This window comes from Janthinobacterium sp. DSP2-3-3, assembly GCF_049897325.1.
Taxonomy (GTDB): domain Bacteria; phylum Pseudomonadota; class Gammaproteobacteria; order Burkholderiales; family Burkholderiaceae_D; genus Janthinobacterium.
Genome location: NZ_JAFCWA010000004.1, coordinates 414,456 through 436,952 on the forward strand (window position 1 = coordinate 414,456; position 22,497 = coordinate 436,952).

23 protein-coding genes are annotated in these 22,497 nt (G+C 63.3%); 11 read left to right on the plus strand and 12 right to left on the minus strand.

Annotated features, from left to right (window positions below; all coding sequences use genetic code 11):
- Nucleotides 1-25: 25 nt before the first annotated feature.
- Nucleotides 26-964: a peptidylprolyl isomerase gene (locus ACP7DE_RS10905; protein WP_426072107.1), complete on the minus strand. Its 939-nt coding sequence runs from the start codon at nt 962-964 to the stop codon at nt 26-28.
- 269 nt (nt 965-1,233) lie between these two features.
- On the opposite strand from ACP7DE_RS10905, the gene ACP7DE_RS10910 reads away from it, so the two are divergent.
- Complete coding sequence (locus tag ACP7DE_RS10910) at nt 1,234-1,884, plus strand: VTT domain-containing protein (protein ID WP_426072108.1); 651 nt, start codon at nt 1,234-1,236, stop codon at nt 1,882-1,884.
- 99 nt (nt 1,885-1,983) lie between these two features.
- On the opposite strand, the gene ACP7DE_RS10915 is transcribed toward ACP7DE_RS10910, so the two are convergent.
- Nucleotides 1,984-2,187 carry a hypothetical protein gene (locus tag ACP7DE_RS10915; RefSeq protein ID WP_426072109.1) on the minus strand — a complete coding sequence of 68 codons (204 nt, stop codon included), beginning with the start codon at nt 2,185-2,187 and terminating at the stop codon, nt 1,984-1,986.
- Between ACP7DE_RS10915 and ACP7DE_RS10920 the strand changes: the two genes are divergently transcribed.
- Nucleotides 2,186-3,094, plus strand: coding sequence for a carbonic anhydrase (locus ACP7DE_RS10920; RefSeq protein ID WP_426072110.1), 909 nt, complete (start codon nt 2,186-2,188; stop codon nt 3,092-3,094). The genes ACP7DE_RS10915 and ACP7DE_RS10920 overlap by 2 nt on opposite strands.
- Here ACP7DE_RS10920 and ACP7DE_RS10925 read toward each other — a convergent pair.
- The 3 genes from ACP7DE_RS10925 to tsaE are packed head-to-tail and all read right to left on the minus strand — an operon-like array spanning nt 3,091 to nt 5,791.
- Nucleotides 3,091-3,927, minus strand: a complete 837-nt coding sequence (locus ACP7DE_RS10925; RefSeq protein ID WP_426072111.1) for a D-hexose-6-phosphate mutarotase — start codon at nt 3,925-3,927, stop codon at nt 3,091-3,093. The two genes, ACP7DE_RS10920 and ACP7DE_RS10925, sit on opposite strands and share 4 nt — an antisense overlap.
- A 14-nt stretch (nt 3,928-3,941) precedes the next feature.
- Nucleotides 3,942-5,339, minus strand: a complete 1,398-nt coding sequence (locus tag ACP7DE_RS10930) for an N-acetylmuramoyl-L-alanine amidase (protein ID WP_426072112.1) — start codon at nt 5,337-5,339, stop codon at nt 3,942-3,944.
- Nucleotides 5,303-5,791: a tRNA (adenosine(37)-N6)-threonylcarbamoyltransferase complex ATPase subunit type 1 TsaE gene (gene tsaE, locus ACP7DE_RS10935; protein WP_426072113.1), complete on the minus strand. Its 489-nt coding sequence runs from the start codon at nt 5,789-5,791 to the stop codon at nt 5,303-5,305. Before tsaE ends, ACP7DE_RS10930 begins: the two co-directional genes overlap by 37 nt.
- Before the next feature lie 88 nt (nt 5,792-5,879).
- On the opposite strand from tsaE, the gene queG reads away from it, so the two are divergent.
- Nucleotides 5,880-6,971: a tRNA epoxyqueuosine(34) reductase QueG gene (gene queG / locus ACP7DE_RS10940; protein ID WP_426072114.1), complete on the plus strand. Its 1,092-nt coding sequence runs from the start codon at nt 5,880-5,882 to the stop codon at nt 6,969-6,971.
- A gap of 7 nt (nt 6,972-6,978) precedes the next feature.
- On the opposite strand, the gene ACP7DE_RS10945 is transcribed toward queG, so the two are convergent.
- Nucleotides 6,979-7,149: a hypothetical protein gene (locus tag ACP7DE_RS10945; protein WP_426072115.1), complete on the minus strand. Its 171-nt coding sequence runs from the start codon at nt 7,147-7,149 to the stop codon at nt 6,979-6,981.
- 183 nt (nt 7,150-7,332) lie between these two features.
- The gene (locus tag ACP7DE_RS10950) at nt 7,333-7,482 is read right to left on the minus strand and encodes a hypothetical protein (RefSeq protein WP_426072116.1); all 150 of its coding nucleotides are present in this window, start codon (nt 7,480-7,482) and stop codon (nt 7,333-7,335) included.
- Between ACP7DE_RS10950 and ACP7DE_RS10955 the strand changes: the two genes are divergently transcribed.
- Both ACP7DE_RS10955 and ACP7DE_RS10960 read left to right on the plus strand, forming a co-directional pair.
- On the plus strand, nt 7,477-8,025 hold the full coding sequence (locus tag ACP7DE_RS10955) for a PadR family transcriptional regulator (RefSeq protein ID WP_426072117.1): 549 nt from the start codon (nt 7,477-7,479) through the stop codon (nt 8,023-8,025). The two genes, ACP7DE_RS10950 and ACP7DE_RS10955, sit on opposite strands and share 6 nt — an antisense overlap.
- A 22-nt stretch (nt 8,026-8,047) precedes the next feature.
- The gene (locus ACP7DE_RS10960; protein ID WP_426072118.1) at nt 8,048-8,875 is read left to right on the plus strand and encodes a siderophore-interacting protein; all 828 of its coding nucleotides are present in this window, start codon (nt 8,048-8,050) and stop codon (nt 8,873-8,875) included.
- A 46-nt stretch (nt 8,876-8,921) separates the two neighbouring features.
- Here ACP7DE_RS10960 and ACP7DE_RS10965 read toward each other — a convergent pair whose 3' ends face one another.
- Together ACP7DE_RS10965 and ACP7DE_RS10970 are read right to left on the minus strand one after the other, a co-directional pair.
- Nucleotides 8,922-9,506: a response regulator transcription factor gene (locus ACP7DE_RS10965; RefSeq protein ID WP_426072119.1), complete on the minus strand. Its 585-nt coding sequence runs from the start codon at nt 9,504-9,506 to the stop codon at nt 8,922-8,924.
- Nucleotides 9,507-9,573: 67 nt separating this feature from the next.
- A complete protein-coding gene (locus tag ACP7DE_RS10970; protein WP_426072120.1) occupies nt 9,574-11,586 on the minus strand; it encodes a PAS domain S-box protein in 2,013 nt (670 codons plus the stop codon).
- Nucleotides 11,587-11,722: 136 nt separating this feature from the next.
- Between ACP7DE_RS10970 and ACP7DE_RS10975 the strand changes: the two genes are divergently transcribed.
- The 6 genes from ACP7DE_RS10975 (at nt 11,723) to ACP7DE_RS11000 (ending at nt 16,820) form a co-directional block, all read left to right on the plus strand.
- Nucleotides 11,723-12,715: a TRAP transporter substrate-binding protein gene (locus tag ACP7DE_RS10975; protein ID WP_426072184.1), complete on the plus strand. Its 993-nt coding sequence runs from the start codon at nt 11,723-11,725 to the stop codon at nt 12,713-12,715.
- A gap of 116 nt (nt 12,716-12,831) precedes the next feature.
- Nucleotides 12,832-13,404 carry a TRAP transporter small permease gene (locus ACP7DE_RS10980; protein ID WP_426072121.1) on the plus strand — a complete coding sequence of 191 codons (573 nt, stop codon included), beginning with the start codon at nt 12,832-12,834 and terminating at the stop codon, nt 13,402-13,404.
- On the plus strand, nt 13,401-14,681 hold the full coding sequence (locus ACP7DE_RS10985; RefSeq protein WP_426072122.1) for a TRAP transporter large permease: 1,281 nt from the start codon (nt 13,401-13,403) through the stop codon (nt 14,679-14,681). Before ACP7DE_RS10980 ends, ACP7DE_RS10985 begins: the two co-directional genes overlap by 4 nt.
- A gap of 425 nt (nt 14,682-15,106) precedes the next feature.
- Nucleotides 15,107-15,619, plus strand: a complete 513-nt coding sequence (locus tag ACP7DE_RS10990) for a methylated-DNA--[protein]-cysteine S-methyltransferase (protein ID WP_426072123.1) — start codon at nt 15,107-15,109, stop codon at nt 15,617-15,619.
- A complete protein-coding gene (xerD, locus tag ACP7DE_RS10995; RefSeq protein ID WP_426072124.1) occupies nt 15,616-16,533 on the plus strand; it encodes a site-specific tyrosine recombinase XerD in 918 nt (305 codons plus the stop codon). The genes ACP7DE_RS10990 and xerD overlap by 4 nt, the downstream gene beginning before the upstream one ends.
- 80 nt (nt 16,534-16,613) lie before the next feature.
- On the plus strand, nt 16,614-16,820 hold the full coding sequence (locus tag ACP7DE_RS11000; protein WP_426072125.1) for a hypothetical protein: 207 nt from the start codon (nt 16,614-16,616) through the stop codon (nt 16,818-16,820).
- A 66-nt stretch (nt 16,821-16,886) separates the two neighbouring features.
- Here ACP7DE_RS11000 and ACP7DE_RS11005 read toward each other — a convergent pair whose 3' ends face one another.
- Genes ACP7DE_RS11005 through ACP7DE_RS11015 form a run of 3 tightly spaced genes read right to left on the minus strand, consistent with a single transcriptional unit; the run spans nt 16,887 to nt 22,372 of the window.
- Entirely contained in the window at nt 16,887-18,164 is a 1,278-nt protein-coding gene (locus ACP7DE_RS11005) for a TolC family protein (RefSeq protein ID WP_426072126.1), read from the minus strand.
- A complete protein-coding gene (locus ACP7DE_RS11010; RefSeq protein WP_426072127.1) occupies nt 18,151-21,255 on the minus strand; it encodes an efflux RND transporter permease subunit in 3,105 nt (1,034 codons plus the stop codon). Before ACP7DE_RS11010 ends, ACP7DE_RS11005 begins: the two co-directional genes overlap by 14 nt.
- Nucleotides 21,248-22,372: an efflux RND transporter periplasmic adaptor subunit gene (locus ACP7DE_RS11015; RefSeq protein ID WP_426072128.1), complete on the minus strand. Its 1,125-nt coding sequence runs from the start codon at nt 22,370-22,372 to the stop codon at nt 21,248-21,250. The genes ACP7DE_RS11010 and ACP7DE_RS11015 overlap by 8 nt, the downstream gene beginning before the upstream one ends.
- Nucleotides 22,373-22,497 lie beyond the last annotated feature (125 nt).

Here is a 22,497-nt window from a genome sequence, read left to right on the forward strand (position 1 = left end):
CGGGTTGCGAATTGCCGGGCACCGCCTACTTCGCCACCTCGCGCACCGGTATCGGCGCATTGCATAGATCGACGTGGCCGGCCGTGACCTTGCTCCAGGGGCCGCCACGGTGGCGCTGGGCTTCCAGCACGGCTTGGTAAGCGGCGCTGTCGGTGCGCATCACTTCCAGCTTCGCGCGCTGCTCGGGTTGTACGCTGGCGGCCAGGCGGATGGCCTTGATCGGCACGTTTTTCTCGGGGCTGTCATAAAAGCCCATGGGTCCCGCGCCGCGTGGCAGGGTCGACAGCAGCGGCATGCCGGAGACGACCCTGCCGACGACCGTGATGTCGCGGTCCAGGTGGCGCGGCGACTGGCCGATGACGGCGTACAGTTCCGTGCCGCCGCCGCTGCCGCTGGCACTGTCGCGGCCCACGCCCACGGTGGCATAGCAATGCGTGAGCCATGCCGTGCCGGTTTTCGGGTCGCGCGCGGACGGGAAACCGTTCGAATGGCCCACCTGCGGCGCATAGCCATCGACGTCCGGCAGGCGCGTGAAGTTCTTGATGTTTTTCAAGGGCACGGTGAATTCGCCGGGCAAGGTGCGCTGGGCATGCAAGATGGTCTTGGGATTTTTCTCGTTCGGATCGCCCCACTGGGCCACCCAGTTGTCTTGCGCGCGCGTGATGGCCAGGCCGTCGTAATACTGTTCGGCCACCAGGGCCTTGATATTGGCCACGTGCTTAGGCGCGAAGTCGGGCGCCAGCTCAATCACCACGCGGCCGGCGGGAATCTCCAGGTACAGGGTGTTGTCCAGGTCCAGCGGACGCCAGTCGGACGGTTTCGAGGCCTTGATCACGTCGGCCAGCGTCGCCTTGGCGGGCAGTTCGGCGGGCGCCTTGATCTGGACAGGCGCCGCGTGGGCAGTCAGATGTGCAAGGCCCAGTACGGTGGCCATGGTCAGGCCGCTCAGTGGGTATCGATACATATTCTCTCCTGGTCGGCGCGGATTGCACCGGTCAGAAAGTGTATAACGGAATAGCAATATTTCGCTGAAAAAACATTGTACTGGCCCAACCTGGCATGCATGGAGGAAGACTGGCCTGAGCAAGTTGACGCGGGTATTTCCTTAACCTTTACTTAAATTGCCACACGCGCAAGGGCAGCACATAATTAATCCTGAAATATCGGCCGGGGGACTGCCGTTGCGCTGTCCGGGTGGTGTATGATTCCGCCGCTACCTTTAGGGAAAAATATATGGATTTTGTGCAATTCCTCGACATGATCGTGCATGTCGACAAGACGCTGGGTCTCTTGATCGAGCAGTACGGTACCCTCGTGTATGCAGTGCTGTTTGCCATTATTTTTTGCGAGACAGGCCTCGTGGTGCTGTTTTTCTTCCCTGGGGATACCTTATTGTTTATCGCCGGCGCGTTTTGCGCGACAGGACAGATGCACCTGGGCTTGCTGATCTTCCTGCTCGTCACAGCGGCCATCACGGGCAATACGCTCAATTACTGGATAGGCGAGGCCATCGGGCAGAGGGTGTTTACCCACGACTACCGCTGGATCAACAAGGATGCCATGCGCCGCACGCATGAATTCTTTGAAAAGCATGGCGGCAAGACCATCATCCTGGCCCGTTTCGTGCCGGTGGTGCGCACCTTCGCCCCTTTCGTGGCCGGCATTTCCGACATGACGCATGCGCGTTTCCAGATGTACAACGTGACGGGCGCCCTGTTGTGGGTGGTCGGTCTGGTGACGGCAGGCTACTTCTTCGGCAATATTCCGTGGATCCGCGACCACCTGACCTTGATCGTGCTGATCGGCGTCGGCGCCGCCGTCGTGCCGGTGGTACTGGGCGGCATGTGGAAACTCTACAAGCGCATGGTCGGCAAGTCGGCGTAAGGCCGCATGGATCCGGGGCAAGCGCGCTGCGGCACCGCCCGCAGCAAGCCTCGGATCCAGTTGTTCTTCTCTGCATTTCTGTTTTGCTTCTCCGCTGATTCAAGTTTTGTTGCTTTCCAGCCGTAAACCAGAGGGTATTCTTACTTTCTGGATTTCCATGCGACATTTGAGCGCCCTGTTAGCTTGCAGCCTTGCCGCGATGGCGGTCACGGCAAGCGCCAAAGATGCCCCCGCTTCGGCGAGCACCGCCGCATCCGCGCCAGCGAGCGCGCCCATGTCGGCGTCGGCGCGCGCGGCCGCCATGAAAACCCTGACCGAATCGGTGAAGGGTAAGGAAGGCAAGGAGGTCAAGGCGCCTGTCGTCGTCGCGCCCACGGCGCGCGAGAAGGAAGAAGCGGCCGAAGTCGACCTGTCCGAACGCATCGCGGCGCGCCTGGCGGAAATGCGCGCCACTCAGGCGGCTCGCGCCGCCGCCCGCGCCAAGCGCATCGCCGTGGTAAAAGCGGCGCCACCGCCACCACCTCCGGTGGCGCGCGGCACGCACTGGTCGTACGAGGGCGACAGCGGCCCGGCCAACTGGAGCAAGATCAATGTCGACTGGGCCAAGTGCGGCAATGGCAGCCGCCAGTCGCCGGTCGATATCCGCGATGGCATGAAAGTGGAACTCGAACAGATCAGCTTTGACTACCACCCGTCTTCGTTCAATGTAGTCGACAATGGTCACACGGTGCAGGTGGGGGTGAGTGGCGGCAATTACATCACGGTGCAGAACCGCATGTTCGAGCTGCAGCAATTCCATTTCCACCGCCCGTCCGAAGAGCGCATCAACGGCAAGGCCTTTGAAATGGTGGTGCACCTGGTGCACCGCGATGCGGAAGGCCGGCAAGCCGTGCTGGCGCTGTTGCTGGAGCGGGGCGCGCCGCAAGCGACCATCCAGACCGTGTGGAACAACCTGCCGCTGGAAAAATTCGAGACCATGCAGCCCACCATCCTGCTCGACCCGGCCGAGATGCTGCCGGCGCGGCGCGATTACTACACCTACATGGGATCGATGTCGGAGCCGCCTTGCAGCGAAGGCGTGCTGTGGCTGGTGATGAAGCAGCCGGTCCAGGCGTCGCCGGCGCAGATGGCGCTGTTCAGCCGCTTGTATCCTTTGAATGCGCGCCCAATTCAGCCTGCCAATGGCCGCATCATCAAGGAATCGAACTAAACAAATGCGAGGCGCTGGCGGCCGACCCATTCGGCGCCGGCAGCCAGCAGGTCGGGCTGGATCAGGGCCGGCTCGATGCAGAGGAAGCGCTGGTATTCGTCGTCGGCCAGGTCGGGCAGGGCGGCTGCGTCTTGCACGCCCGGGTTCCACACGACGGCATCCGTAAAGCCCTGCTGCTCCAGGCGCAGCGTGTGGCTGCCAGACTGCAGGTGCAAGGCGCCCGGCAACTGATAGTAGATGCGGTCCAGCTTGTCTGCGAACTGCAGCAGCTCTTCCGCCTGCAAGGCATCTTGCGGCGTCTCGTCCGAATAGCGCACGCGCTGCAAGCCGCCAACGCGCGCTTCGCTCAATTGATCTATCGAAAAATAGCTGTGCAGGGCGGCCGAGAACGGGAACGCCTGCTCGCCCGTGTTGTGCACGGACAGACTCAGCTCCAGCGATTGGCCTTGCACTGCCACGCGCAGGCGCAGGGTGAAGGCGTAGGGCCAGGTGGCGCCGATCGCTTCCGGCAAGTCAGCCTGGGTCAGGGAAAATTGCGCCCATGCAGCGCCATCGGCGTCGCCGGTCGATTCCAGCTGCCAGGTTGCCACGCGCGCAAAGCCGTGGCGCATACCCGTGCCGCGCGCGCCGAACTGGGGAAAGATCACAGGTACGCCGCCACGGATGGCGCGACTACCGTCGAGGCTGGATGCGCGGCTGCAGAACAGGCGCTCCTGGCCGTCGCTGGTTTTCCAGGAGACCAGGTGGCCGCCGTATAAAGTCACCGTCGCCTGCGCGCCATCGGTGGCGCGGATGGTCACGGCCGGCAATTGGCCAAATGTGCTCTTGCTCATACTGGATTGTCCTGTCAGGTCATGCGGCTTTTCGCCAGCGGCGGATTCTTCGCGAAGTAGTTCTTGATGCCGGTGACGATGGCGTCGGCCATCTGATCCTGGTAGCCGTTGTCGGTCAGCTTGGCTTCTTCTTCCGGATTCGAGATGAAGGCCGTCTCGATCAGGATGGAGGGAATGTCCGGCGCTTTCAGCACGGCGAAGCCGGCCTGCTCGACGGAGCCCTTGTGCAGGCGGTTGATGCCGCCGATTTCGCGCAGCACGGCCTTGCCCAGCTTCATGCTGTCATTGATCTGCGCCGTCGTCGACAGGTCGAGCAGCACGCTGGCCAGCTGCTTGTCGTGGTTCTTTACGTTCACGCCGCCGATCAGGTCGGCCTGGTTTTCCTTGTTGGCCAGCCAGCGCGCGGCCGTCGAGGTGGCGCCTTTTTCGGACAGTACGAAGACGGACGAGCCGCGCGCCGTCGGCTGGATGAACGCATCGGCGTGGATCGAGACGAACAGGTCGGCTTGCACCTTGCGTGCTTTTTCCACGCGCATGCCCAGCGGGACAAAGAAATCGGCGTCGCGCGTGAGCATGACGCGCATGTTCGGCTGCAGTTCCAGTTTGGTCTTGAGGCGCTTGGCGATGGCCAGCACCACGTCTTTTTCGCGGCTGCCCCGGCTGCCCATGGCGCCCGGGTCCTCGCCGCCGTGGCCGGGATCGAGCGCGATGGTAATCATGCGCACCACTTTTTGACCCGGCAGCGGACGCGCTTCGGGGCGCTGTTCCGGGCGGATATCGGGCACGGGTGGCACGATGGTCGCCACCGGCGGCGCGACGGCCACGGGCGGCTTGCCGCTGTCGGGCAGGGGCAGCGCGGGTGGCGCCGTATGCGTGCCGGCCATCGGTGGCTTGGTCGGGTCGCTCGACCAGTCGCCCTTTTCGATCATCTGCGCGATCAGGTCCGGCTCGCGCACGGGATACAGGTCGAAAATCAAACGGTGGTTGTAGGAGCCGGCCGGCGGCAGCGTAAACAACTGCGGCGTGACTTCCTCTTTCAGGTCGAAGACCAGGCGCACCACGTTGGGCCGGTTCTGGCCCACGCGCACCTGCTTGATGTACGGGTCGTTCGACTGGATCTTCGCCACCAGGCCCTTCAAGGTGGGATTGAGTTCCAGTCCTTCGATGTCGACCACCAGCCGTTCCGGGTCCTTGACGATGAAGTGGGTGGCCTTGAGGATGCTGTCGTTTTCCAGCGTGACGCGCGTGTAATCCTCGGCCGGCCAGACGCGCACGGCGAGAATTTGCGCCGCCATCGCCGACATGGGCGCGAACACGGACAACAGCAGGGTGCCGCCGGCCTTGAGTACCGTGCGCCGGGTGATGGGCGAGGAGATCAAAGGTTCGGGGCGAATTTGAGACGGTGAAGGCATGACAGACCCAATTCAGAAGACGCTTGCAATTCTACATCACGTCCTGTACCCGCAACGCTCAAATAAACATTCAGGTCCGCCGGCGGCAGCACCGGTTCGGCTTTCTCCGGCCATTCGACGATGCAGATATTGCGGCCGTTGAAGTCTTCGCGAAAACCGGCGTCGAGAAATTCCTCGGCGCTGCCCATGCGGTACAGGTCGAAGTGGATGACGTTGACGCTCTGGCCAGCGAGTTGCACCGTGTACGGTTCGGACAGCGTATAAGTGGGGCTTTTGACGTGGCCCGCATGGCCGGCCGCGTGCAACAGGGCGCGCGTGAGGGCCGTTTTGCCGGCACCCAGGTCGCCATGCAGGTAGATCGCCAGGCCTGGTGCCAGTGCGCGCGCCAGTGCGGCGCCCAGCGCGGCGGTACCGGCTTCGTCGTGGAGGTGGGCTGTGAAGTGTTCGGTCATTGTCGCTTGGTGTGAATAATATCGCATAAAATAGAGGCTGCTGTCATTGTAACCGCCCGCGCGCCTGCTGTTTTCCGTAAAGTCCCCTATGTCTGCCACCGTCACCGATCTCGCCGTCCTGGCGCGCACCATTAAAGAATGGGGGCGCGAGCTGGGTTTTGCCGAGGTGCGCATCGCCGACGTGGACCTGTCGCACATGGAAGCGCCCTTGCAGGCCTGGCTAGCCGCAGGGTACCACGGCGAAATGGACTACATGGCCAGCCACGGCATGAAGCGTGCGCGTCCGGCCGAACTGGTGCCGGGCACGGTGCGTGCCATCAGCGCGCGCATGAATTATCTGCCGCCGGCGCTGGGTCCGGACTGGCGCGCACACGAGGCGGCGCGCGACGCCGACCCTGCGGCGGCCGTGATTTCCGTGTATGCGCGGGGCCGTGACTACCACAAGGTGATGCGTTCGCGCCTGCAGCAGCTCGCTGAGCGCATCAAGGGCGAGATCGGCGACTTCGGCTACCGCGTCTTCAGCGATTCTGCACCCGTGATGGAAGTCGAGCTGGCGCAAAAGGGAGGGCTGGGCTGGCGCGGCAAGCACACCTTGCTGATCAACCGCCAGGGCGGCTCCTTCTTCTTCCTCGGCGAAATCCTGATCGACGTGCCGTTGCCGGTGGACGCACCTGAAACGCCGCGCTGCGGCCAGTGCTCGGCGTGCATCACGGTGTGCCCGACGCAAGCCATCCTGGGGCCGTACCAGCTCGACGCGCGCCGCTGCATCTCTTACCTGACGATTGAATTGAAGGGCGCCATTCCCGTCGAGATGCGCCCCCTGATCGGCAACAAGGTGTATGGCTGCGACGATTGCCAGACCGTCTGCCCGTGGAACAAGTTCGCCCAGCGCGCCGTGGTGCCCGATTTCGACGAGCGCCACAGCTTGGGCAGCGCCGGCATGGTGGAACTGTTCGCCTGGACGGAAGAGGAATTCAACCGCCGCATGGAAGGCAGCGCCATTCGCCGCATCGGCCACGAACGCTGGCTGCGCAACTTGGCCGTCGGCATGGGCAACGCGGCCGCCAAGGCCCGTGGCCAGGACGACATCGTCGCGGCCCTGCTGTCGCGCCGCGAGCACCCGTCGGCCATCGTGCGCGAGCATGTGGAGTGGGCGCTGGCCCTGCACGGCGTCGTTTGATTTTCGTTTAAACCTGCTTCAGGCGCAACGCCGACCACTCACGATCGATGGCGATCATCGCCACGCTGTCGAGTCCTATTGTTTGCGCAAAACTGCGCAGATCGTCGCGGTGGGTGTCGCTGCCCGCCTTCACGCCGCCCTTGCGGTACTCCACCCACAGCGCGCCGCCCGGCGTCATTCAGCACAGCCAGGGTCTTGGCATTTTTCACCAGCATGTTGTCAAAGGCGGTTTTGCCGGGCATGGCGGGCTGAGTGATCATGAAAAGCCGAGCATAAAAATTTCTCCTTGACTTATCGATATATCGTTATAAAATGGCGATACCTACTAACGATATATCTTTAAAGAGAAAACATGAGAAACTCACACCACGCAGAACACGGCCACCACGGCCACCACGGCCACCACGGCCACCACGGCCACCATGGTCATCAGCATCAGCATCACCATCATCACGGCGATTGCGGCCAGCAGCACCACCACGGCGAACATCGTCACGAACACTTCATGCATGGCCGCGGCCCGCGCGGCTTCGACGAGCGCGGCGACGGCATGGGCGGCGGTCCTGGCGGGCGCGGTGGGCGCGGCGAGCGGGCCGAGCGCGTCTTCGGCCGTGGCGACTTGCCCCTGATCGTGCTGGCGCTGATCGAGATCAGCCCCCGTCACGGCTATGAAATCATCAAGGCCATCGAAGAGCGTTGCGGCGGCGCCTATGCCCCCAGCCCGGGCGCCGTATATCCGACCCTGACCCTGCTGGAAGAGCAGGACCACGTCACGTCCTCCGAAAGCGCCAGCGGCAAGAAGCTCTACACGATCACGGACCTGGGCCGCGCGTATCTCGACGAGAACCGCGCCCAGGTGGACGGCATCCTGGCCCGCCTCGACATGTTCGCCCGCGTCCAGGCGCGCAACGCCTTGCCCGAGCGCGTGCACCAGGCCATGCATACCCTGAAACATGCGCTGTTGCTGAACAAGAGCAACTGGAGCGATGCGGAAGCCGAGCGCGTTTCCGCCGTGCTGGAACAGGCGGCGAACGCCATCGTCGACGGCCACTGAGCCTACTTTACAAGGATAAGCAATGACTACTGCATTACCTACGGCACCGCGCCCGCATGCCATTGAGCGCGTGCGGCATGACTTGAAACTGCGCGTGCTTACCGTCGTGCGCACCGAGCAGCTGACGCCGCATATGCGCCGCATCACGCTGGCCGGCGAGGACTTGGACGGCTTTGTCTCGCCGGCGCACGACGATCACGTCAAACTGTTCTTTCCCGCCCCGGGAGAAACAGCGCCTGTGTTTCCCGTGCTGGGCAATGGCCCGAATCCCATCCAGTATGCGGAAGGGGCGCGGCCCATCGCCCGCAACTACACGCCGCGCCGCTACGACGCAGAACGGCGCGAGCTGGAAATCGACTTTGTGCTGCATGGCGACGGGCCTGCATCGCTGTGGGCGGCCCAAGCCTTGCCCGGCCAGACCCTGGGCGTGGGTGGCCCGCGTGGCTCGATGCTGGTGCCGCTCGATTTTGACTGGTATGTGCTGGTGGGCGACCAGACCGCCCTGCCGGCCATCGCCCGCCGCCTGGAGCAGTTGCCGGCCACGGCGCGGGCGATGGCCGTGATCGACATCGTCGAAGACGGCGAACAGATCGCGTTGGACAGTGCGGCGCAGCTGGACGTGCGCTGGGTGGCGCGCAATGGCCGCAAGGGGCCGCTGCTACTGGAAGCGTTGGCGCAAGTCGCCTTGCCGCAGGATGGCGATGGCTATGTATGGGTGGCGTGCGAGCATGCGCAGGTGCAGGGCTTGCGCGGGCATTTTATTGACGCCGGGGTGCCGAAGCAGCACCTGCATGTGGCCAGCTACTGGAAGCATGGGGCGGCGGAGCACCATGAACGCCATGACGACTGATTAGATACCTGAAACCTAAAGCCGGGGGCTGACCTCAGACTTCAGTCTATTTCAACAACCCCGCCAGCTCCACCGCCGTCTTGACCTGCATCTTGTCGAAGATATGCGCGCGGTGCACTTCCACGGTGCGCATGCTGATGCCGAGCTTGTCGGCCACCACTTTGTTCATCTTGCCCGCCAAAATCAGGTCCAGCACTTCGCGTTCGCGCGTCGACAGGGTGGCCAGGCGCGCATGCACGGCGGCCAGTTCGCCCGCCTGGCGCGAGTTGGCCAGGCCCTGCTGCACGCGGTCCATCAAGTCGTTGTCGTTGAACGGCTTTTCAAAGAAATCGAAGGCGCCCCGTTTCAGGCTGTCGACGGCCATCGGCACGTCGCCGTGGCCGGTGAGGAAAATCACGGGCAGGCGCGCCGTCAGGTCGCGCTTGACCAGATGGTCGAACAGGGCGATGCCGTTCATGTCGGGCATGCGCACGTCGAGCAGCACGCAGTCGCCGGCGGCGTCGAAGCTGCCGTCGAGGCTATCGAGGAATTGCTGGGCGTTGGCGTAGATGCGCGCGTCGATGCTGCGCGAGGCGGCCAGCCAGGAGAGCGAGTCGCGTACGACCTCTTCGTCGTCGATAATGTGTAGCATGGTGTCTCCGGCTTGTCGTTATTCGTTATTCGTTATTCGTTGTTCGTTATTCGTTATTCGTTATTGCTTAGTGCGGCGCGCGCGGCGCAGCCGGCACGCTGAATGTAAAGATAGTACCGCCAGCGGGGTTGACGCTGAAGGTCAGCGCGCCGCCGTGAAATTCGATGGCGGTGCGGCAGATGTTCAGGCCCATGCCCATGCCTTCAGACTTGGTCGAGAAAAACGGCGAAAACAGCCGCTCCGCCACGTCTTGCGCAATGCCGTGGCCATGATCGATCACGTCCACCGTTACCATGTCTTGCTGCGCATCGTGGCTGGCCCGCAGGCGCATGATACGCCGTCCGGGCGCGGCATCCTGCATAGCCTCGATGGCGTTGCGCGTCAGGTTCAGCAGTACTTGCTCGATCATCACGGGATCGGCGCGCAGCAGCGGCAGGTCCGGCGGCAGCTCTTCCTGGATGGTGACATAGTATTTGCGCGCCTGCAGGTCGATCAGCGCGCGGATGCCGTCGATCAGCGTGCGGATGGCGATATCCTGGCGCTGCGGCTCGCTCTTGCGCACGAAATCATGCACGCTGCGGATGATCTGGCCGGCCCGCTGCGCCTGCGCGCCGGCCTGCTCCAGCGCCGGCTTCAGGGTGTTCGGATCGACGGGGGCGCCATGCTCGATGGCGCGGCGGATCAGGTTCAGCGCGCCCGTGGTGTAGCTGGAAATGGCCGCCAGCGGCTGGTTCAGCTCATGCGCCAGCATCGAGGCCAGCTCGCCCATGGTGGCCAGGCGCGAACTCGTTTGCAGTTTTTCCTGCTGTTGACGATTCAGTTCCTCGACCCGCTTGCGGTCCGAGATATCGAGCACGGAACCCATCCAGCCTGTCTGCCGGCCGTTCTTGTCCACCAGCGGCGCTTCGAAGATCAGCACCGCCACGCGCGTGCCGTCGGGGCGCTGGAAATAGGTTTCGAACTGCGGCGTGGGATTGCCGGCCAGGGCCTTGACGAAGCGCTGCTGGTATTCCTCCAATGCTTCCGGCACCCAGTAGGGCATGGGCGGCAAACACCCCAGGATTTGCTCGGGCGGATAGCCGACGATTTGGCAAAATGCGGGATTGACATACGTGACGCGGCCTTCCAGGTCGCGCGCGCGCATGCCCGTCACCAGCGAGTTTTCCATCGCCGTGCGAAACAGCATCTGCTGGCGCAACGCCCCTTCGGCCACCAGGCGGCGCGAAATATGCCGCCACAGGGCCAGCAAGCTCCACAGCAAACCCAGCGACAGGGCGATGACGGAGCCGACCAGCAAATTGGGCAGCAGCTTGGGTTGGCTTTTCACGCTGTCGGTAAACAAGGTGATGCTGGCACCGGGCACGTCGAGCGCGCGCTTGTGCGTGTACACGCCGTGACCGGGACCGGCGGCGGCACGCCGTGCCAGCACCTTGTCGTCGCGGTCGATCAGCGAAATCTGGTTATCCTGGGCAAACCACCACGGCACCATCTCATCGAGCAGGCTGCTGATCTGGTAGGTGGCCACCAGGCTGCCCACATGGCGCTGGCCATCGAACAGGGGCTGGTGGTAATCCATCAGCATGGCGCCCGGCGGCGCGTCGGGAAAGCCGCTTTGCTGCGAGGGCTGGGCATACTGCCCCCGGTGCAGGCGGCGCGCATTGTCGGCCGCCGTCAGCGAGGCCGGTGAAAATGACAGGGCATGCGGCAGGTTGTTGTCGCTGGTGGCAAGCACCTTGCCGCTGGTGTCGAGCCACAGCACGCGCTGTAATTCGCGGCCATTGCGCAGCATTTGCTGCAGCCGTTCGTGCACTTTTTCCGCGCTCAGCGAGGCGCTGGCGATGTCCTCACCCAGGTTGAACAGGCTTTCCTCGTTGCGCGCCAGTTGAAAGCGGATGGTTTGCTCCACCCACAGCGTGTCGGCGATCAGCTGCTCCTGGCGCTCGTTGCTCTCCATCTGGCGTGCCTGCCAGGGCAGCCAGAACAGGATGGACAGGAACAGCAGCAGCAGGATGACGGGCAGCAGCCAGCGCATCGGGCTCGATAGCTTGAAGCGGCGCGCAAGGGTGGGGGGAGTCGGCATGGCAGGCAGGGTAGCGGCTTATCGGGAACTGGCTATTGTGGTTAACCACAATAGCAGGGGCGGTTTCTTTGATACTATATTCAAATAGACAAATAATAAAGTTTTTCTAAAAACCATCCAGGAGACAATCATGCAGATGAAAACCATGCTCGTCGCGCTGTGCGCGGCCATAGGCGCCACCGCCGGCGTCCACGCATACGCCCAAGGCCCCATCGTCATCAAGTTCAGCCACGTGGTGGCGACCGACACGCCGAAAGGCCAGGCCGCCGTGCGTTTCAAGCAACTGGCCGAAAAAGCCACGAATGGCAAGGTCAGGGTAGAACTGTACCCGAACAGCCAGCTGTACAAGGACAAGGAAGAGCTCGAAGCGCTGCAGCTGGGCGCCGTGCAGATGCTGGCGCCGTCGCTGGCCAAGTTCGGCCCGCTGGGCGTGAAGGAATTCGAAGCGTTCGACCTGCCCTACATCTTCCCCACCAAGACGGCGCTGTACAACGTCACCGAAGGCGAAATCGGCAAGAGCCTGATGAAGAAGCTGGAGCCCAAGGGTATCACCGGCCTGGCCTACTGGGACAATGGCTTCAAGGTGATGTCGGCCAACAAGCCGCTGCATAATCCGGCCGACTTCAAGGGCCTGAAAATGCGCATCCAGTCGTCCAAGGTACTCGACGCGCAGATGCGCGCGCTGGGCGCCAATCCGCAGGTGCTGGCCTTCTCGGAAGTGTATCAGGCGCTGCAGACGGGCGTGGTCGACGGCACGGAAAATCCGCCGTCGAACATGTACACGCAAAAGATGCATGAAGTGCAAAAGCATGTAACTGTATCGAACCATGGCTACCTGGGCTATGCCGTCATCGTCAACAAGAAGTTTTGGGATGGCTTGCCGCCCGACATCCGCACGCAGCTGGAAAAAGCCATGCGCGAAGCGACCACATTTGAAAAAGCCATCGCCCAGCGCGACAACGACCAGGCCCTCGAGGCCATCAAGAAAGCCGGCAAGACGCAGATCTATACCTTGACGGTGCAGGAGCAGGCCGAGTGGCGCAAGGCGCTGGCGCCCGTGCAGAAGGCCATGGAAGCGCGCATCGGCAAGGACTTGATCTCGGCCATCAACAAGGAAAGCGCGAAGTAATAGCGCTGGCCGCGCCACCCGGCGCGGCTGTCAGGGACATCCCTGTCTTTCTGTAGCAACGGCACCTGCGCGTCCTGCGCGGGAGTGCGTGTACCCGCATTCTTTGAAAGTCCACCATGAAATTTCTGGATCACCTGGAAGAGTGGTTGATTGCGACCCTGATGGGCGCAGCCACCTTCATCATTTTCGTCGCGGTCGTGCACCGCTACCTGGCCGGCTTGCCGATACCGGTGGTGCAAGATTTCCTGATTCAAATCAATACCAGCTGGGCGCAGGAACTGTGCATCTACATGTTCGTTTGGATGGCCAAGTTCGGCGCCGCGTATGGCGTGCGCACGGGCATCCACGTGGGCGTCGATGTGCTGATCAACCGCCTGAACCCGCGCTGGCGTGACCGCTTCATCGTCTTCGGCCTGGCTGCCGGCGCCCTGTTTACGGGCGTCGTGGGCACTTTGGGCGCCAGCTTCGTGTGGTCGATCGGCCACACGGACCAGACCTCGGCCGACATGGAAGTACCGATGTGGCTGGTCTACCTGGCCGTGCCGCTGGGTTCCTACCTGATGTGCTTCCGCTTCCTGCAAGTCATGCTGCATTTCATCAAGACGGGCGCCTTGCCGAAACACGACCATTCGCATGTCGCGGGTCTGGAAGATGAATTGACGGCGGAAGAAAAAGGAGCCAAGGCATGAACGCGCTGATTATTTTTGTGCTGCTGCTGGTACTGATGCTGACCGGCATGCCGATCTCTATTTCGCTGGGGCTGACGGTACTGACTTTCCTGTTTACCATGACCAGCGTGCCCATCGAATCGGTGGCCCTGAAGATTTTCACGGGCATCGAGAAGTTCGAGATCATGGCCATTCCGTTCTTCATTTTGGCGGGCAACTTCCTCACACATGGCGGGGTGGCGTGGCGCATGATCAATTTCGCCAGTTCCATGGTGGGCCACTGGCATGGCGGCCTGGCGCTGGCCGGCGTGATGGCGTGCGCGCTGTTTGCCGCCGTCTCCGGCTCCAGCCCTGCCACCGTGGTGGCGATCGGTTCCATCATCCTGCCGGCCATGGTCAAGCAGGGCTATCCACGCGGCTTCGGCGCCGGCGTCATCACCACCTCGGGCGCGCTGGGCATCTTGATACCGCCCTCGATCGTGATGGTGATGTATTCCGTCAGCACGAACACCTCCGTGGGCAAGCTGTTCATGGCGGGTGTGATTCCCGGCATGATGCTGGCCATGCTGCTGGGCCTGACTACGTGGTTTTTGGCGCGCAAGCACAACTATCCGCGCATGAAGAAGGCCAGCTGGGGCGAACGCTTCGTGACCTTCAAGAAGAGCGCTTGGGGCTTGCTCCTGATCGTCATCGTCATGGGCGGCATCTATTCGGGCGTGTTTACGCCCACGGAAGCGGCCGCCATGGCTGCCGTGTATGCCTTCATCATTGCCGTCTTCGTCTACAAGGACTTGAAGATCAAGCAAGTGGGCAAGGTCTTGCTCGATTCGGCCGCCATGTCGGCGATGCTGTTGTACATCATCACCAATGCCGTGCTGTTCTCGTTCCTGATGACCAGCGAAAACATCCCGCAAGCGATGGCCGAGTGGATCACGGGCAAGGGCCTGGGCGTGATCAGCTTCCTGCTGGTGGTCAACGTGCTGTTGTTGTTGGCTGGTAACGTCATGGAACCGTCGTCCATCGTGCTGATCATGGCACCGATTTTGTTCCCCGTCGCCATGAAGCTGGGCATCGATCCTGTGCACTTCGGTATCTTGATCGTGGTCAATATGGAGGTGGGCATGTGCCATCCGCCCGTGGGCCTGAACCTGTACGTGGCTTCCGGTATCACCAAGATGGGCATTTCCGAATTGACCGTGGCCGTGATGCCGTGGCTGCTGACGATGCTGGGCTTCCTGGTGCTGATTACCTACGTACCACAAATCTCGCTGTGGCTGCCAAATTTAATTTACAACTAAAACAGTTGTCCCCGTCATGGTGCAAAAAAAGTCGATTCTGCCGAATAAATGCGCTATGATGGGCAGCCTTAAGGGGAAACACGTATATGCATATACGCTCCGGTAGCAAGGCTGAAATACAGAATTGGCAGCAAAGTTGGTGGGGGAGTGGTCTATAAAAACGGTATTGATACCGGGGATATATTGAGGAGACACACGTTTCACAGAAGTTGTTGAGTCATAGCTGTCTGCGGCCACAAGCCGGCACCGGCGGACCCAAACGACCGGGAACGTGAAGCAATATTTGAAGCGCACCGACTGGTGCGCTTTTTTTTCGTGCGCGGGAAACGTCCGCCGAGACGCCCAAAGTCGGTGCATAATTCCCGTGGCGCTGTTTCCGGCGCCGGCAGGTTGTATATATGCCACACTTGAATAATGATCAGCAGATGAAAAAACAACAGGGCAGTGAGCTGTTCAGCGCCATCGTGGCCGCGCCATTCGGCGCCATGGGCGTGCGTGCGCAGGACGGCCAGTTGCGTGAACTGGTCTACCTGCCGCCGCACTTCGACGAGAAGGAGCCGCAGGATGCCGTCTCCGAGCGGGCGTGCGTGCAGCTGGCGCGCTATTTCCTCGACCCCGATGAGGTCTTTGACCTGCCGCTGGCCGAGCTGGGCAGCGCCTTCCAGCAACGCGTATGGGCGGCGATCGCCGGTATCCCGCGCGGCCAGGTGCGCACGTACGGCGACGTGGCGCGCCTGATCGGCTCGGCACCGCGCGCCGTCGGCCAGGCCTGCGGCGCCAACTGGTATCCCGTGCTCATTCCGTGTCACCGCGTCACGGCCGCTGGCGGCCTGGGCGGTTTTGCCCACCACGACGATGCCAGCGGTTTTCACCTGGGCGTGAAGCGCTGGCTGCTGGCGCATGAAGGCGTGGCGGGCATAGCGTGGTCAACACGATGATGAACAGCTTGCTGGCGCCCGACAACACTACCCTGATCGATGAATTCTGCGACAGCCTGTGGCTGGAAGACGGCCTGTCGAAAAACTCGCTGGACGCCTACCGGCGCGACATGCGTCTGTTCGCGCGCTGGCTGGAGGTGGCGCGGCCCGGGCGCGAGGGGCTGTACGAGGTCTCCACGGCCGATGTCGAAGCGTATTTCGCCGCCCGCCATGACGAGAGCAAGGCGACGTCGTCAAACCGGCGCTTGTCCGTGCTCAAGCGCTTTTACCAGTTGGCCTTGCGGCAAAAACATATCTCGTTTGATCCCTGCTTGAAGATGGTCTCGGCCAAGCAGCCGGCGCGCTTCGTGCATACCCTGAGCGAAGCGCAGGTGGAAGCGCTGCTGGCGGCGCCCGACGTGAGCACGCCGCTGGGCCTGCGCGAGCGCACCATGCTCGAACTCATGTACGCGAGCGGCTTGCGCGTGTCGGAACTGGTGGACTTGACATCCGTGGAGTTGAGCCTCAACGATGGCGTGCTGCGCATCACGGGCAAGGGCAGCAAGACGCGGCTGGTGCCGTTCGGTGAGCAGGCGCGGCTGTGGATCGAGCGCTACCTGAAGGAGGCGCGCGGCGTCATCCTCGACGGTCAGATGGACGATGCGCTGTTCGTCACGCGGCGCGGCGGCGCCATGACGCGGCAAATGTTCTGGGTCATCATCAAGAAACACGCGCTGAGCGCCGGCATTACGGCGCCGCTGTCGCCGCATACCCTGCGCCACGCATTCGCCACCCATTTGCTGAACCATGGCGCGGACTTGCGTGTTGTGCAATTGTTACTGGGGCACTCCGATATTTCCACCACGCAGATTTACACGCATGTGGCCCGTGAACGGCTGAAACTGCTGCATGCGCAGCATCATCCGCGAGGCTAAACATTTGGTGTTTGGTTCAATTACGTCATAATGTGCCTTATGTGCTTATCTGTAACATCTAAAAACTAAAGAGGTAGTAAATGGCCAAGACAAATTTCCAATACGAAAAACGGCAAAAAGAGCTGGAAAAGAAGAAGAAAGCCGAGGAAAAAGCCAGGCGCAAGCTGGAAGCGAAGAACAATCCCAAGCCGGCCGATGGCAGCGAGGGCGATGAGCCGGAAGCGGACGACGCCGATGACGCCGCCGATGCGGCCGCCGAAGGCGACGCGCCCGCCCAGCCGCAGTAATTCCCTGTTCTTGATGACCGGTGCGGCATAGCCGCGCCGGCCCCGCCTCGTACTTTCTTTCCCTTGCTATAACGTCGGCCGCTGGCCGATGGCCAGTTGCAGCTGCGTGCTGGCGATGGCCGCATCGGCGCGCGCCTGCACATAGCCTTGGTAAGCTTCATCGGCCGAACGCTGCGCCGCCAGCCATTCCAGCAGCGAGGCATTGCCTTTGGTGTAAGACAAACGCATGCCATCGACCACCTTTTGCGCGTCGACCAGCACGCCGTCGCGGTAGCGCGCCAGCCGTTCCTGCGCCGCACGCAGCTGCCGCTGCGCCGTGCGCACTTGCGTCTCCGCCTGCAGTTCTGCCTGGCGCAAGGCCAGCATCGCCTGCGTCACGCCCGCTTCGGCCTGCACGATGTCGCCCTTGTCGCGCCGCGACAGGGGGATGGGAATGGCCAGCGAGAGGGACAGCGCGCGCGAACGGGGTGAGCCATCGACGGGATTGCCGCTGGCGTCGATCCCGTCATGGTAACCGCGCGCGGCGGCCAGACCCAGCGTGACGGTGGGATCGACGGTGCGGTTGGCGCGCACGAGCGCCGCGCCATCGCGCAGATTGTCCAAGGTGGCGCGGGCGATGCGCACGTCGCTGCGGGCGTTGAGCGCTTGCGCCACCAGCCCGCTGGCCTCCCTGTCTGCCTGCGCGGCGAAGTCACATGCCAGCTGCGCGTTTGGAAACAGCGCCTCGAACTGGCGCCCCAGCGGCGGCGACAGGTTCAGCATGGCGCTATCGGCCTCGCTGCGCGCCTGCGCCAGGTCGGCCTGGAACTGGTCGCGTTCCACGCGCGACTGCAGCAGCTCGATGCCGCCCACGTCGCCCGCCTTGCGCCGCACGACGTTCGCTTCCACCACCGTCGACAGGGCCGCCATGGTCTGCTGCTTGCGCGCGACGACTTCGCGCGTGCGGCACGCTTCCGTGAACGCGGCGGCGGCCGTGCCATACAGTTCGCTCCTGAAGCCGGCCACCGTTTCCTCGGCCAGCGCGACATTGCTATGCGCTGCTTTGATGCGCGCGGCGCGCTTGCCGCTCGTCTCGATGGCCATGCTGATGGCCGGGTTCCACGTGACGGGGCGGTGTCCTCCTGTGGCTACCGTTTCGCGCGTGGCACCCAGCGTGAATTCGGGATCGGGACGCAGGCCGGCGATGCCGATGCCGGCCTTGGCCGACGTGATGCCTTCCTGCTGCGCCTGCAGTTCCAGGCTGTGGCTTTCCACGGCGGACAGGTAGGTGTCGAAGCTCAACGGGGCGGCGCTGACGCAGGGGGCGATCAGCCAGGCCGCCAGCAGCAGATTAAAACGTGTCATGGTTCACTCCTTCGGTATCGGTCTGGCGTTCGTGTAGGTGCGCCTCGATCAGGTAATACAAGGCCGGCAACAGCAGCAGGGTCAGTGCCGTCGCCGTGACCAGCCCGCCCACCACGACGGTGGCGAGCGGGCGCTGCACGTCGCTGCCCAGGCCCGTCGCCAGCATGGCTGGCGTCAGGCCCAGGGCAGCCACGGTAGCCGTCATCAGCACGGGGCGCATGCGGTCGCGCGCGCCTTCCAGCACGGCCTCGCGCAAGCTCCTGCCTTCGTCGGCACGCAAACGGTTGATCTGCGCCAGCATCAGCACGGCATTCAATACCGCCACACCGAACAGGGCGATGAAGCCCACCGCGCTCGACACATTCAAGGTCATGCCGCGCAGGTGCAGCGCGGCCAGGCCACCGAGCATGGCCAGCGGTACGGCCAGCAAGACCAGCGCGGGCTGGCGCAGGTTGCGGAACTGGCCAAACAGCAGCAAAAACATGGCGCCCAGGGTCATTGGCAGGATCAGGGCCAAGCGGCTTTGCGCGCGCTGCAGGTTTTCGAACTGGCCGCCCCATTCGACGCTGATGCGCTGGTGTTCATTGGCCACGGCTTGCGCCACCAGCGGGCGCGCTTCGGCCAGGAAGCCGGCCAGGTCGCGCCCACGGGCATTCAGGCGCACGATGATGTGGCGCCGTCCCATTTCGCGCACGATCACGCTTTCGCCCGAGGTGGTGCTGATGCTTGCCACTTGCGCCAGCGGAATCCTGGCGCCATTAGCGGCGGTGAGCATCAGTTTGGCGATGGCATCCGGGTCGGAGCGCGCGGCGGGCGGGAAGCGCACGGCGATGTCGTAGCTTTTTTCGCCCACGTAGACCTGGCCGATGGGCGCGCCGCCGATGCCGGTGGCAATCAGGTCCGCCACGTCGGCCGCGTTGATGCCGTAGCGGGCCGCCTTTGCCCTGTCCAGTTCCACCTTCAGGTTGGGTAGCGGCGGCTCCACGTCCACGGCCACGTCGGAGGCGCCATGAACAGTCTTCAGGGCATTTGCCACCTTGCCGGCGATGGCGCGCACTTCATCGAGGTCGTTGCCGAAGATTTTCACTGTCAGGTCGCTGTGCGCGCCCGACAATTTATCCTGCACGCCATCGATCATCGGCTGCATGAAGGCCACCGTATAGCCGGGCATGCGGGCGAAGCGTTCGTTCATTTTCGCGATCAGCTGCTGCTTGCTCAGGCCCGACTTCCAGCTCTTGTAGGGGTGCAGGCCCACGCTGGCCTCGATATGTGATGGTGTCCAGTAATCGGTACCATCGTCGTTGCGCCCCGTCTGCGTGACAATGGTCGACACTTCCGGAAATTCCAGCGCCGCGCGGCGCAGTTCACTGGCCATCTCGGAGGCCTTGTCCAGGGTGATCCCGGGCGGCATCTGCACCTGCAGCCACAGGGAACCTTCATCGAGATAGGGCAGGAAGTCGCGTCCGATGCTGCCGCCCAGCAGGGCCAGGCCCGCCAGCGAGGCGGCGCAGACGGCGGCCACCCAGCGCTTGCGGCCCACCATGCGCTCGAGGAAGCGCCCGTACGCGGCCGCCAGCTTTTCCAGCGCGCGGTTATGGAAGGTGCGACGCGGCTTGCGCAAGGCCAGCCAGGCCAGGCCCGGTATCAGCACCAGCGCCACCACCAGCGCGCCCACCAGCGCCGCGCCTACCGCATACGCCATCGGAGAAAACAGCTTGTACTCGATGCGCTGGAAGGCGAACAGGGGCAGGTAGGCGGCGATGATGACGGCCATGCCGAACATGATGGGGCGTGCCACCTGCAAGGTCGCCTCGATGGCGTCCTGCAAGGTGAGGGGCCGTTCCTGCTCGCGTTCGCGGCGGCGCAGCATGTTTTCCAGCACCACCACGGAACCGTCGACGAGGATGCCGAAGTCGATCGCCCCCAGCGACAGCAAATTGGCGGGAATTTTAAAATGGTGCATGAAGATGAAGGCGATCAGCAGGGCCAGCGGGATCGTCAGCGCAACGATGGCGGCCGCGCGCGGGCTGCCCAAAAACAGCAGCAGCACCAGGGCGACCAGCAGCATGCCTTCGCCCAAGGTATAACTGACCGTGTGCAGGGTGGCGTCGATCAGCGAGCTGCGATCCAGGTAGGGCACCACCTTGACGTCCTTCGGCAGCAGGTTGCCGTTCAAATCGTCCACTGCCGTATGGATGCCGGCCAGCGCTTCGGACGGATTGAAATCCTTCAGCAGCAGGGTGATGCCTTCGATGGTGTCGGGGTTGTCATCCTTGCCCAGGATGCCGCGCCGCTCCACATTGCCGTAGGCGAGCTTGCCCAAGTCCTTCACCAGCACGGGCACGCCGTTCTTGCTGCTGACGACAACGTTGCCCATGTCGCCCAGCGAGTGCAGCAAGCCCACGCCGCGCACCACGTACGATAGCTGGCCACGGTCGATGACGCTGCCGCCGCCGCTGATGTTGTTGGCGTTGATGGCGTCCTTGACCTGCGCCAGCGAGAAACCGTAACTGTCGAGTTTTGCAGGATCGAGCTCCAGCATGAACTGCGTCGTCAGGCCGCCGAAATTGCTGACGTCCGCCACGCCGCGCACCTGCTGCAGGCGCGGAATCACGGTCCAGAACTGCAGTTCGGACAGTTCGCGCAGGGACCGTGTTTTCGATTCCAGCGTGTAGCGGTAGATTTCGCCCGTCGGCGAGGTATAGGGATCGAGCCCCGGCTTGGCCTCGTAGGGCAGGTTGACGCTGGCCAGGCGCTCCTGCAGCCGTTCGCGCGTGAAGTAGCCGTCGCTGCCATCCTCGAACACGACCGTGATCAGCGACAGCGCGAACAGGCTGCGCGTGCGCAGCACATGCATGCCCGGTGTCCCCAGCAGGGCGCGCTCCAGCGGTATGGTGATCTGCTGCTCGATTTCCTCGGCGCCCAGGCCCGGCACCTGCGTGACGATTTGCGAGGTGACGTCGGCGATGTCGGGATACGCTTCGATGGGCAGCTGCTTCCAGCAATAGACGCCGTAGGCGGCAACGAATAGCAGTACCAGCCAGACGATGCCGCGCCGCTGGCAGCAGGCGGCGATGCAACGGTCAATCATTGAGCAGCACTCCTTCCTTGACGACGATGCGCTCGCCCGCCTTCAGACCTGCGAGGATTTCCACTTGCCCGCCATGGCTGGCACCCACTTCCACCGTGCGCGGCGCGAAGCGCAGCGGGCCGCGTTCGACCATCACGCGCGTCGACGGCCCGCTTTGCAGCACGGCGGACGCGGGCACCAGGATGGCGCGGCGGCTGGCGCCGGAAAAACCCGCGTGCGCGAACATGCCCGGTTTGAAGGTGCCGGAGCGGTTGTCGATGGCCACGCGTACCTGCACCGTGCGCGTCTCGGGATCGAGCACCGCACCCACATAGGCGACCTTGCCTTCGAAGCTTTTTCCGGGCCAGGCATCGACGCTGATGCGGGCCGTCTGGCCCACGGCCACCTGCGCCAAGTCTCTTTCAGCCACGTTGGCCGACAGCCACACGGTGGACAGATCGGCCACCGTCATGACGGGTGCGTTGATATCGTTCCAGTAGCCGCCCTGGGCAGCGTTCATGGCGATCACGGTGCCGCTAATGGGCGAGCGCAAGACGTAGTCGCGGCGCGAACCGCGTGCGCTGGCGCCGTACTGGGCCAGCTTGTCGGCGCTGGCCTGCGCGTCGCTGCCGGCCTGGTTGTAGGTCGCCTGGGCCGATTCGTACTCCCTGCGCGCGGCGATCTCCGCATCGAACAGGGTTTTCTGGCGATCGAGTTCCTGACGCGCCTGCAGCAGGGCGGAACGGGCCTTGCTGTCGTCCGCGTAGGCGGCGCTCAGTTCGGCCGAGTCCAGGGTAAACAGCGGGTCGCCCGCCTTCACGCTGTCGCCCAGCGAACGCTGCAAGCGGGTGATGCGCCCGGCCAGCGGCGGGGTGATTTTCACCAGTTTTTCCGGCATGGCTACAATGCTGCCCGGCGCATCCGTCTGCGTGGCGATATCCTGCTCCAGCACGGCGGCGATTTGCAGGCGCTGGCGCAGGGGGGACATCTTGTCGACGGCGATGCTGCCGTCGTCCAGATGCGTCGACTGGGCAACGGGCGTGGCCGCTGCCGTCGGTTTGGCGCAACCGGCGAGGGCCGAGCAGGCGAGAGCGAGGGCGCAACTGGCGCCCAGGGCGTTGCGGGTGGTCGTGTTCATCCCGTGTTTCCTTGTTATTGATGGTGATGGTGATGGGGTATGCGTGGATGCCGTGCCCAGGCGGGCAGTCGGAGGGAGCGCAGGTGGCGTGGGCAGCGTCACTACAGCGCCGGGAAAGCATAGCA

Bases quoted from the DNA above. Each gene is read 5' to 3' on its own strand.
- ACP7DE_RS10905 (WP_426072107.1), bottom strand. From the start codon at position 964: ATGTATCGATACCCACTGAGCGGCCTGACCATGGCCACCGTACTGGGC.
- ACP7DE_RS10910 (WP_426072108.1), top strand. From the start codon at position 1,234: ATGGATTTTGTGCAATTCCTCGACATGATCGTGCATGTCGACAAGACG.
- ACP7DE_RS10920 (WP_426072110.1), top strand. From the start codon at position 2,186: ATGAAAACCCTGACCGAATCGGTGAAGGGTAAGGAAGGCAAGGAGGTC.
- ACP7DE_RS10915 (WP_426072109.1), bottom strand. From the start codon at position 2,187: ATGGCGGCCGCGCGCGCCGACGCCGACATGGGCGCGCTCGCTGGCGCG.
- ACP7DE_RS10925 (WP_426072111.1), bottom strand. From the start codon at position 3,927: ATGAGCAAGAGCACATTTGGCCAATTGCCGGCCGTGACCATCCGCGCC.
- ACP7DE_RS10930 (WP_426072112.1), bottom strand. From the start codon at position 5,339: ATGCCTTCACCGTCTCAAATTCGCCCCGAACCTTTGATCTCCTCGCCC.
- tsaE (WP_426072113.1), bottom strand. From the start codon at position 5,791: ATGACCGAACACTTCACAGCCCACCTCCACGACGAAGCCGGTACCGCC.
- queG (WP_426072114.1), top strand. From the start codon at position 5,880: ATGTCTGCCACCGTCACCGATCTCGCCGTCCTGGCGCGCACCATTAAA.
- ACP7DE_RS10945 (WP_426072115.1), bottom strand. From the start codon at position 7,149: ATGACGCCGGGCGGCGCGCTGTGGGTGGAGTACCGCAAGGGCGGCGTG.
- ACP7DE_RS10955 (WP_426072117.1), top strand. From the start codon at position 7,477: ATGCATGGCCGCGGCCCGCGCGGCTTCGACGAGCGCGGCGACGGCATG.
- ACP7DE_RS10950 (WP_426072116.1), bottom strand. From the start codon at position 7,482: ATGCATGAAGTGTTCGTGACGATGTTCGCCGTGGTGGTGCTGCTGGCC.
- ACP7DE_RS10960 (WP_426072118.1), top strand. From the start codon at position 8,048: ATGACTACTGCATTACCTACGGCACCGCGCCCGCATGCCATTGAGCGC.
- ACP7DE_RS10965 (WP_426072119.1), bottom strand. From the start codon at position 9,506: ATGCTACACATTATCGACGACGAAGAGGTCGTACGCGACTCGCTCTCC.
- ACP7DE_RS10970 (WP_426072120.1), bottom strand. From the start codon at position 11,586: ATGCCGACTCCCCCCACCCTTGCGCGCCGCTTCAAGCTATCGAGCCCG.
- ACP7DE_RS10975 (WP_426072184.1), top strand. From the start codon at position 11,723: ATGAAAACCATGCTCGTCGCGCTGTGCGCGGCCATAGGCGCCACCGCC.
- ACP7DE_RS10980 (WP_426072121.1), top strand. From the start codon at position 12,832: ATGAAATTTCTGGATCACCTGGAAGAGTGGTTGATTGCGACCCTGATG.
- ACP7DE_RS10985 (WP_426072122.1), top strand. From the start codon at position 13,401: ATGAACGCGCTGATTATTTTTGTGCTGCTGCTGGTACTGATGCTGACC.
- ACP7DE_RS10990 (WP_426072123.1), top strand. From the start codon at position 15,107: ATGAAAAAACAACAGGGCAGTGAGCTGTTCAGCGCCATCGTGGCCGCG.
- xerD (WP_426072124.1), top strand. From the start codon at position 15,616: ATGATGAACAGCTTGCTGGCGCCCGACAACACTACCCTGATCGATGAA.
- ACP7DE_RS11000 (WP_426072125.1), top strand. From the start codon at position 16,614: ATGGCCAAGACAAATTTCCAATACGAAAAACGGCAAAAAGAGCTGGAA.
- ACP7DE_RS11005 (WP_426072126.1), bottom strand. From the start codon at position 18,164: ATGACACGTTTTAATCTGCTGCTGGCGGCCTGGCTGATCGCCCCCTGC.
- ACP7DE_RS11010 (WP_426072127.1), bottom strand. From the start codon at position 21,255: ATGATTGACCGTTGCATCGCCGCCTGCTGCCAGCGGCGCGGCATCGTC.
- ACP7DE_RS11015 (WP_426072128.1), bottom strand. From the start codon at position 22,372: ATGAACACGACCACCCGCAACGCCCTGGGCGCCAGTTGCGCCCTCGCT.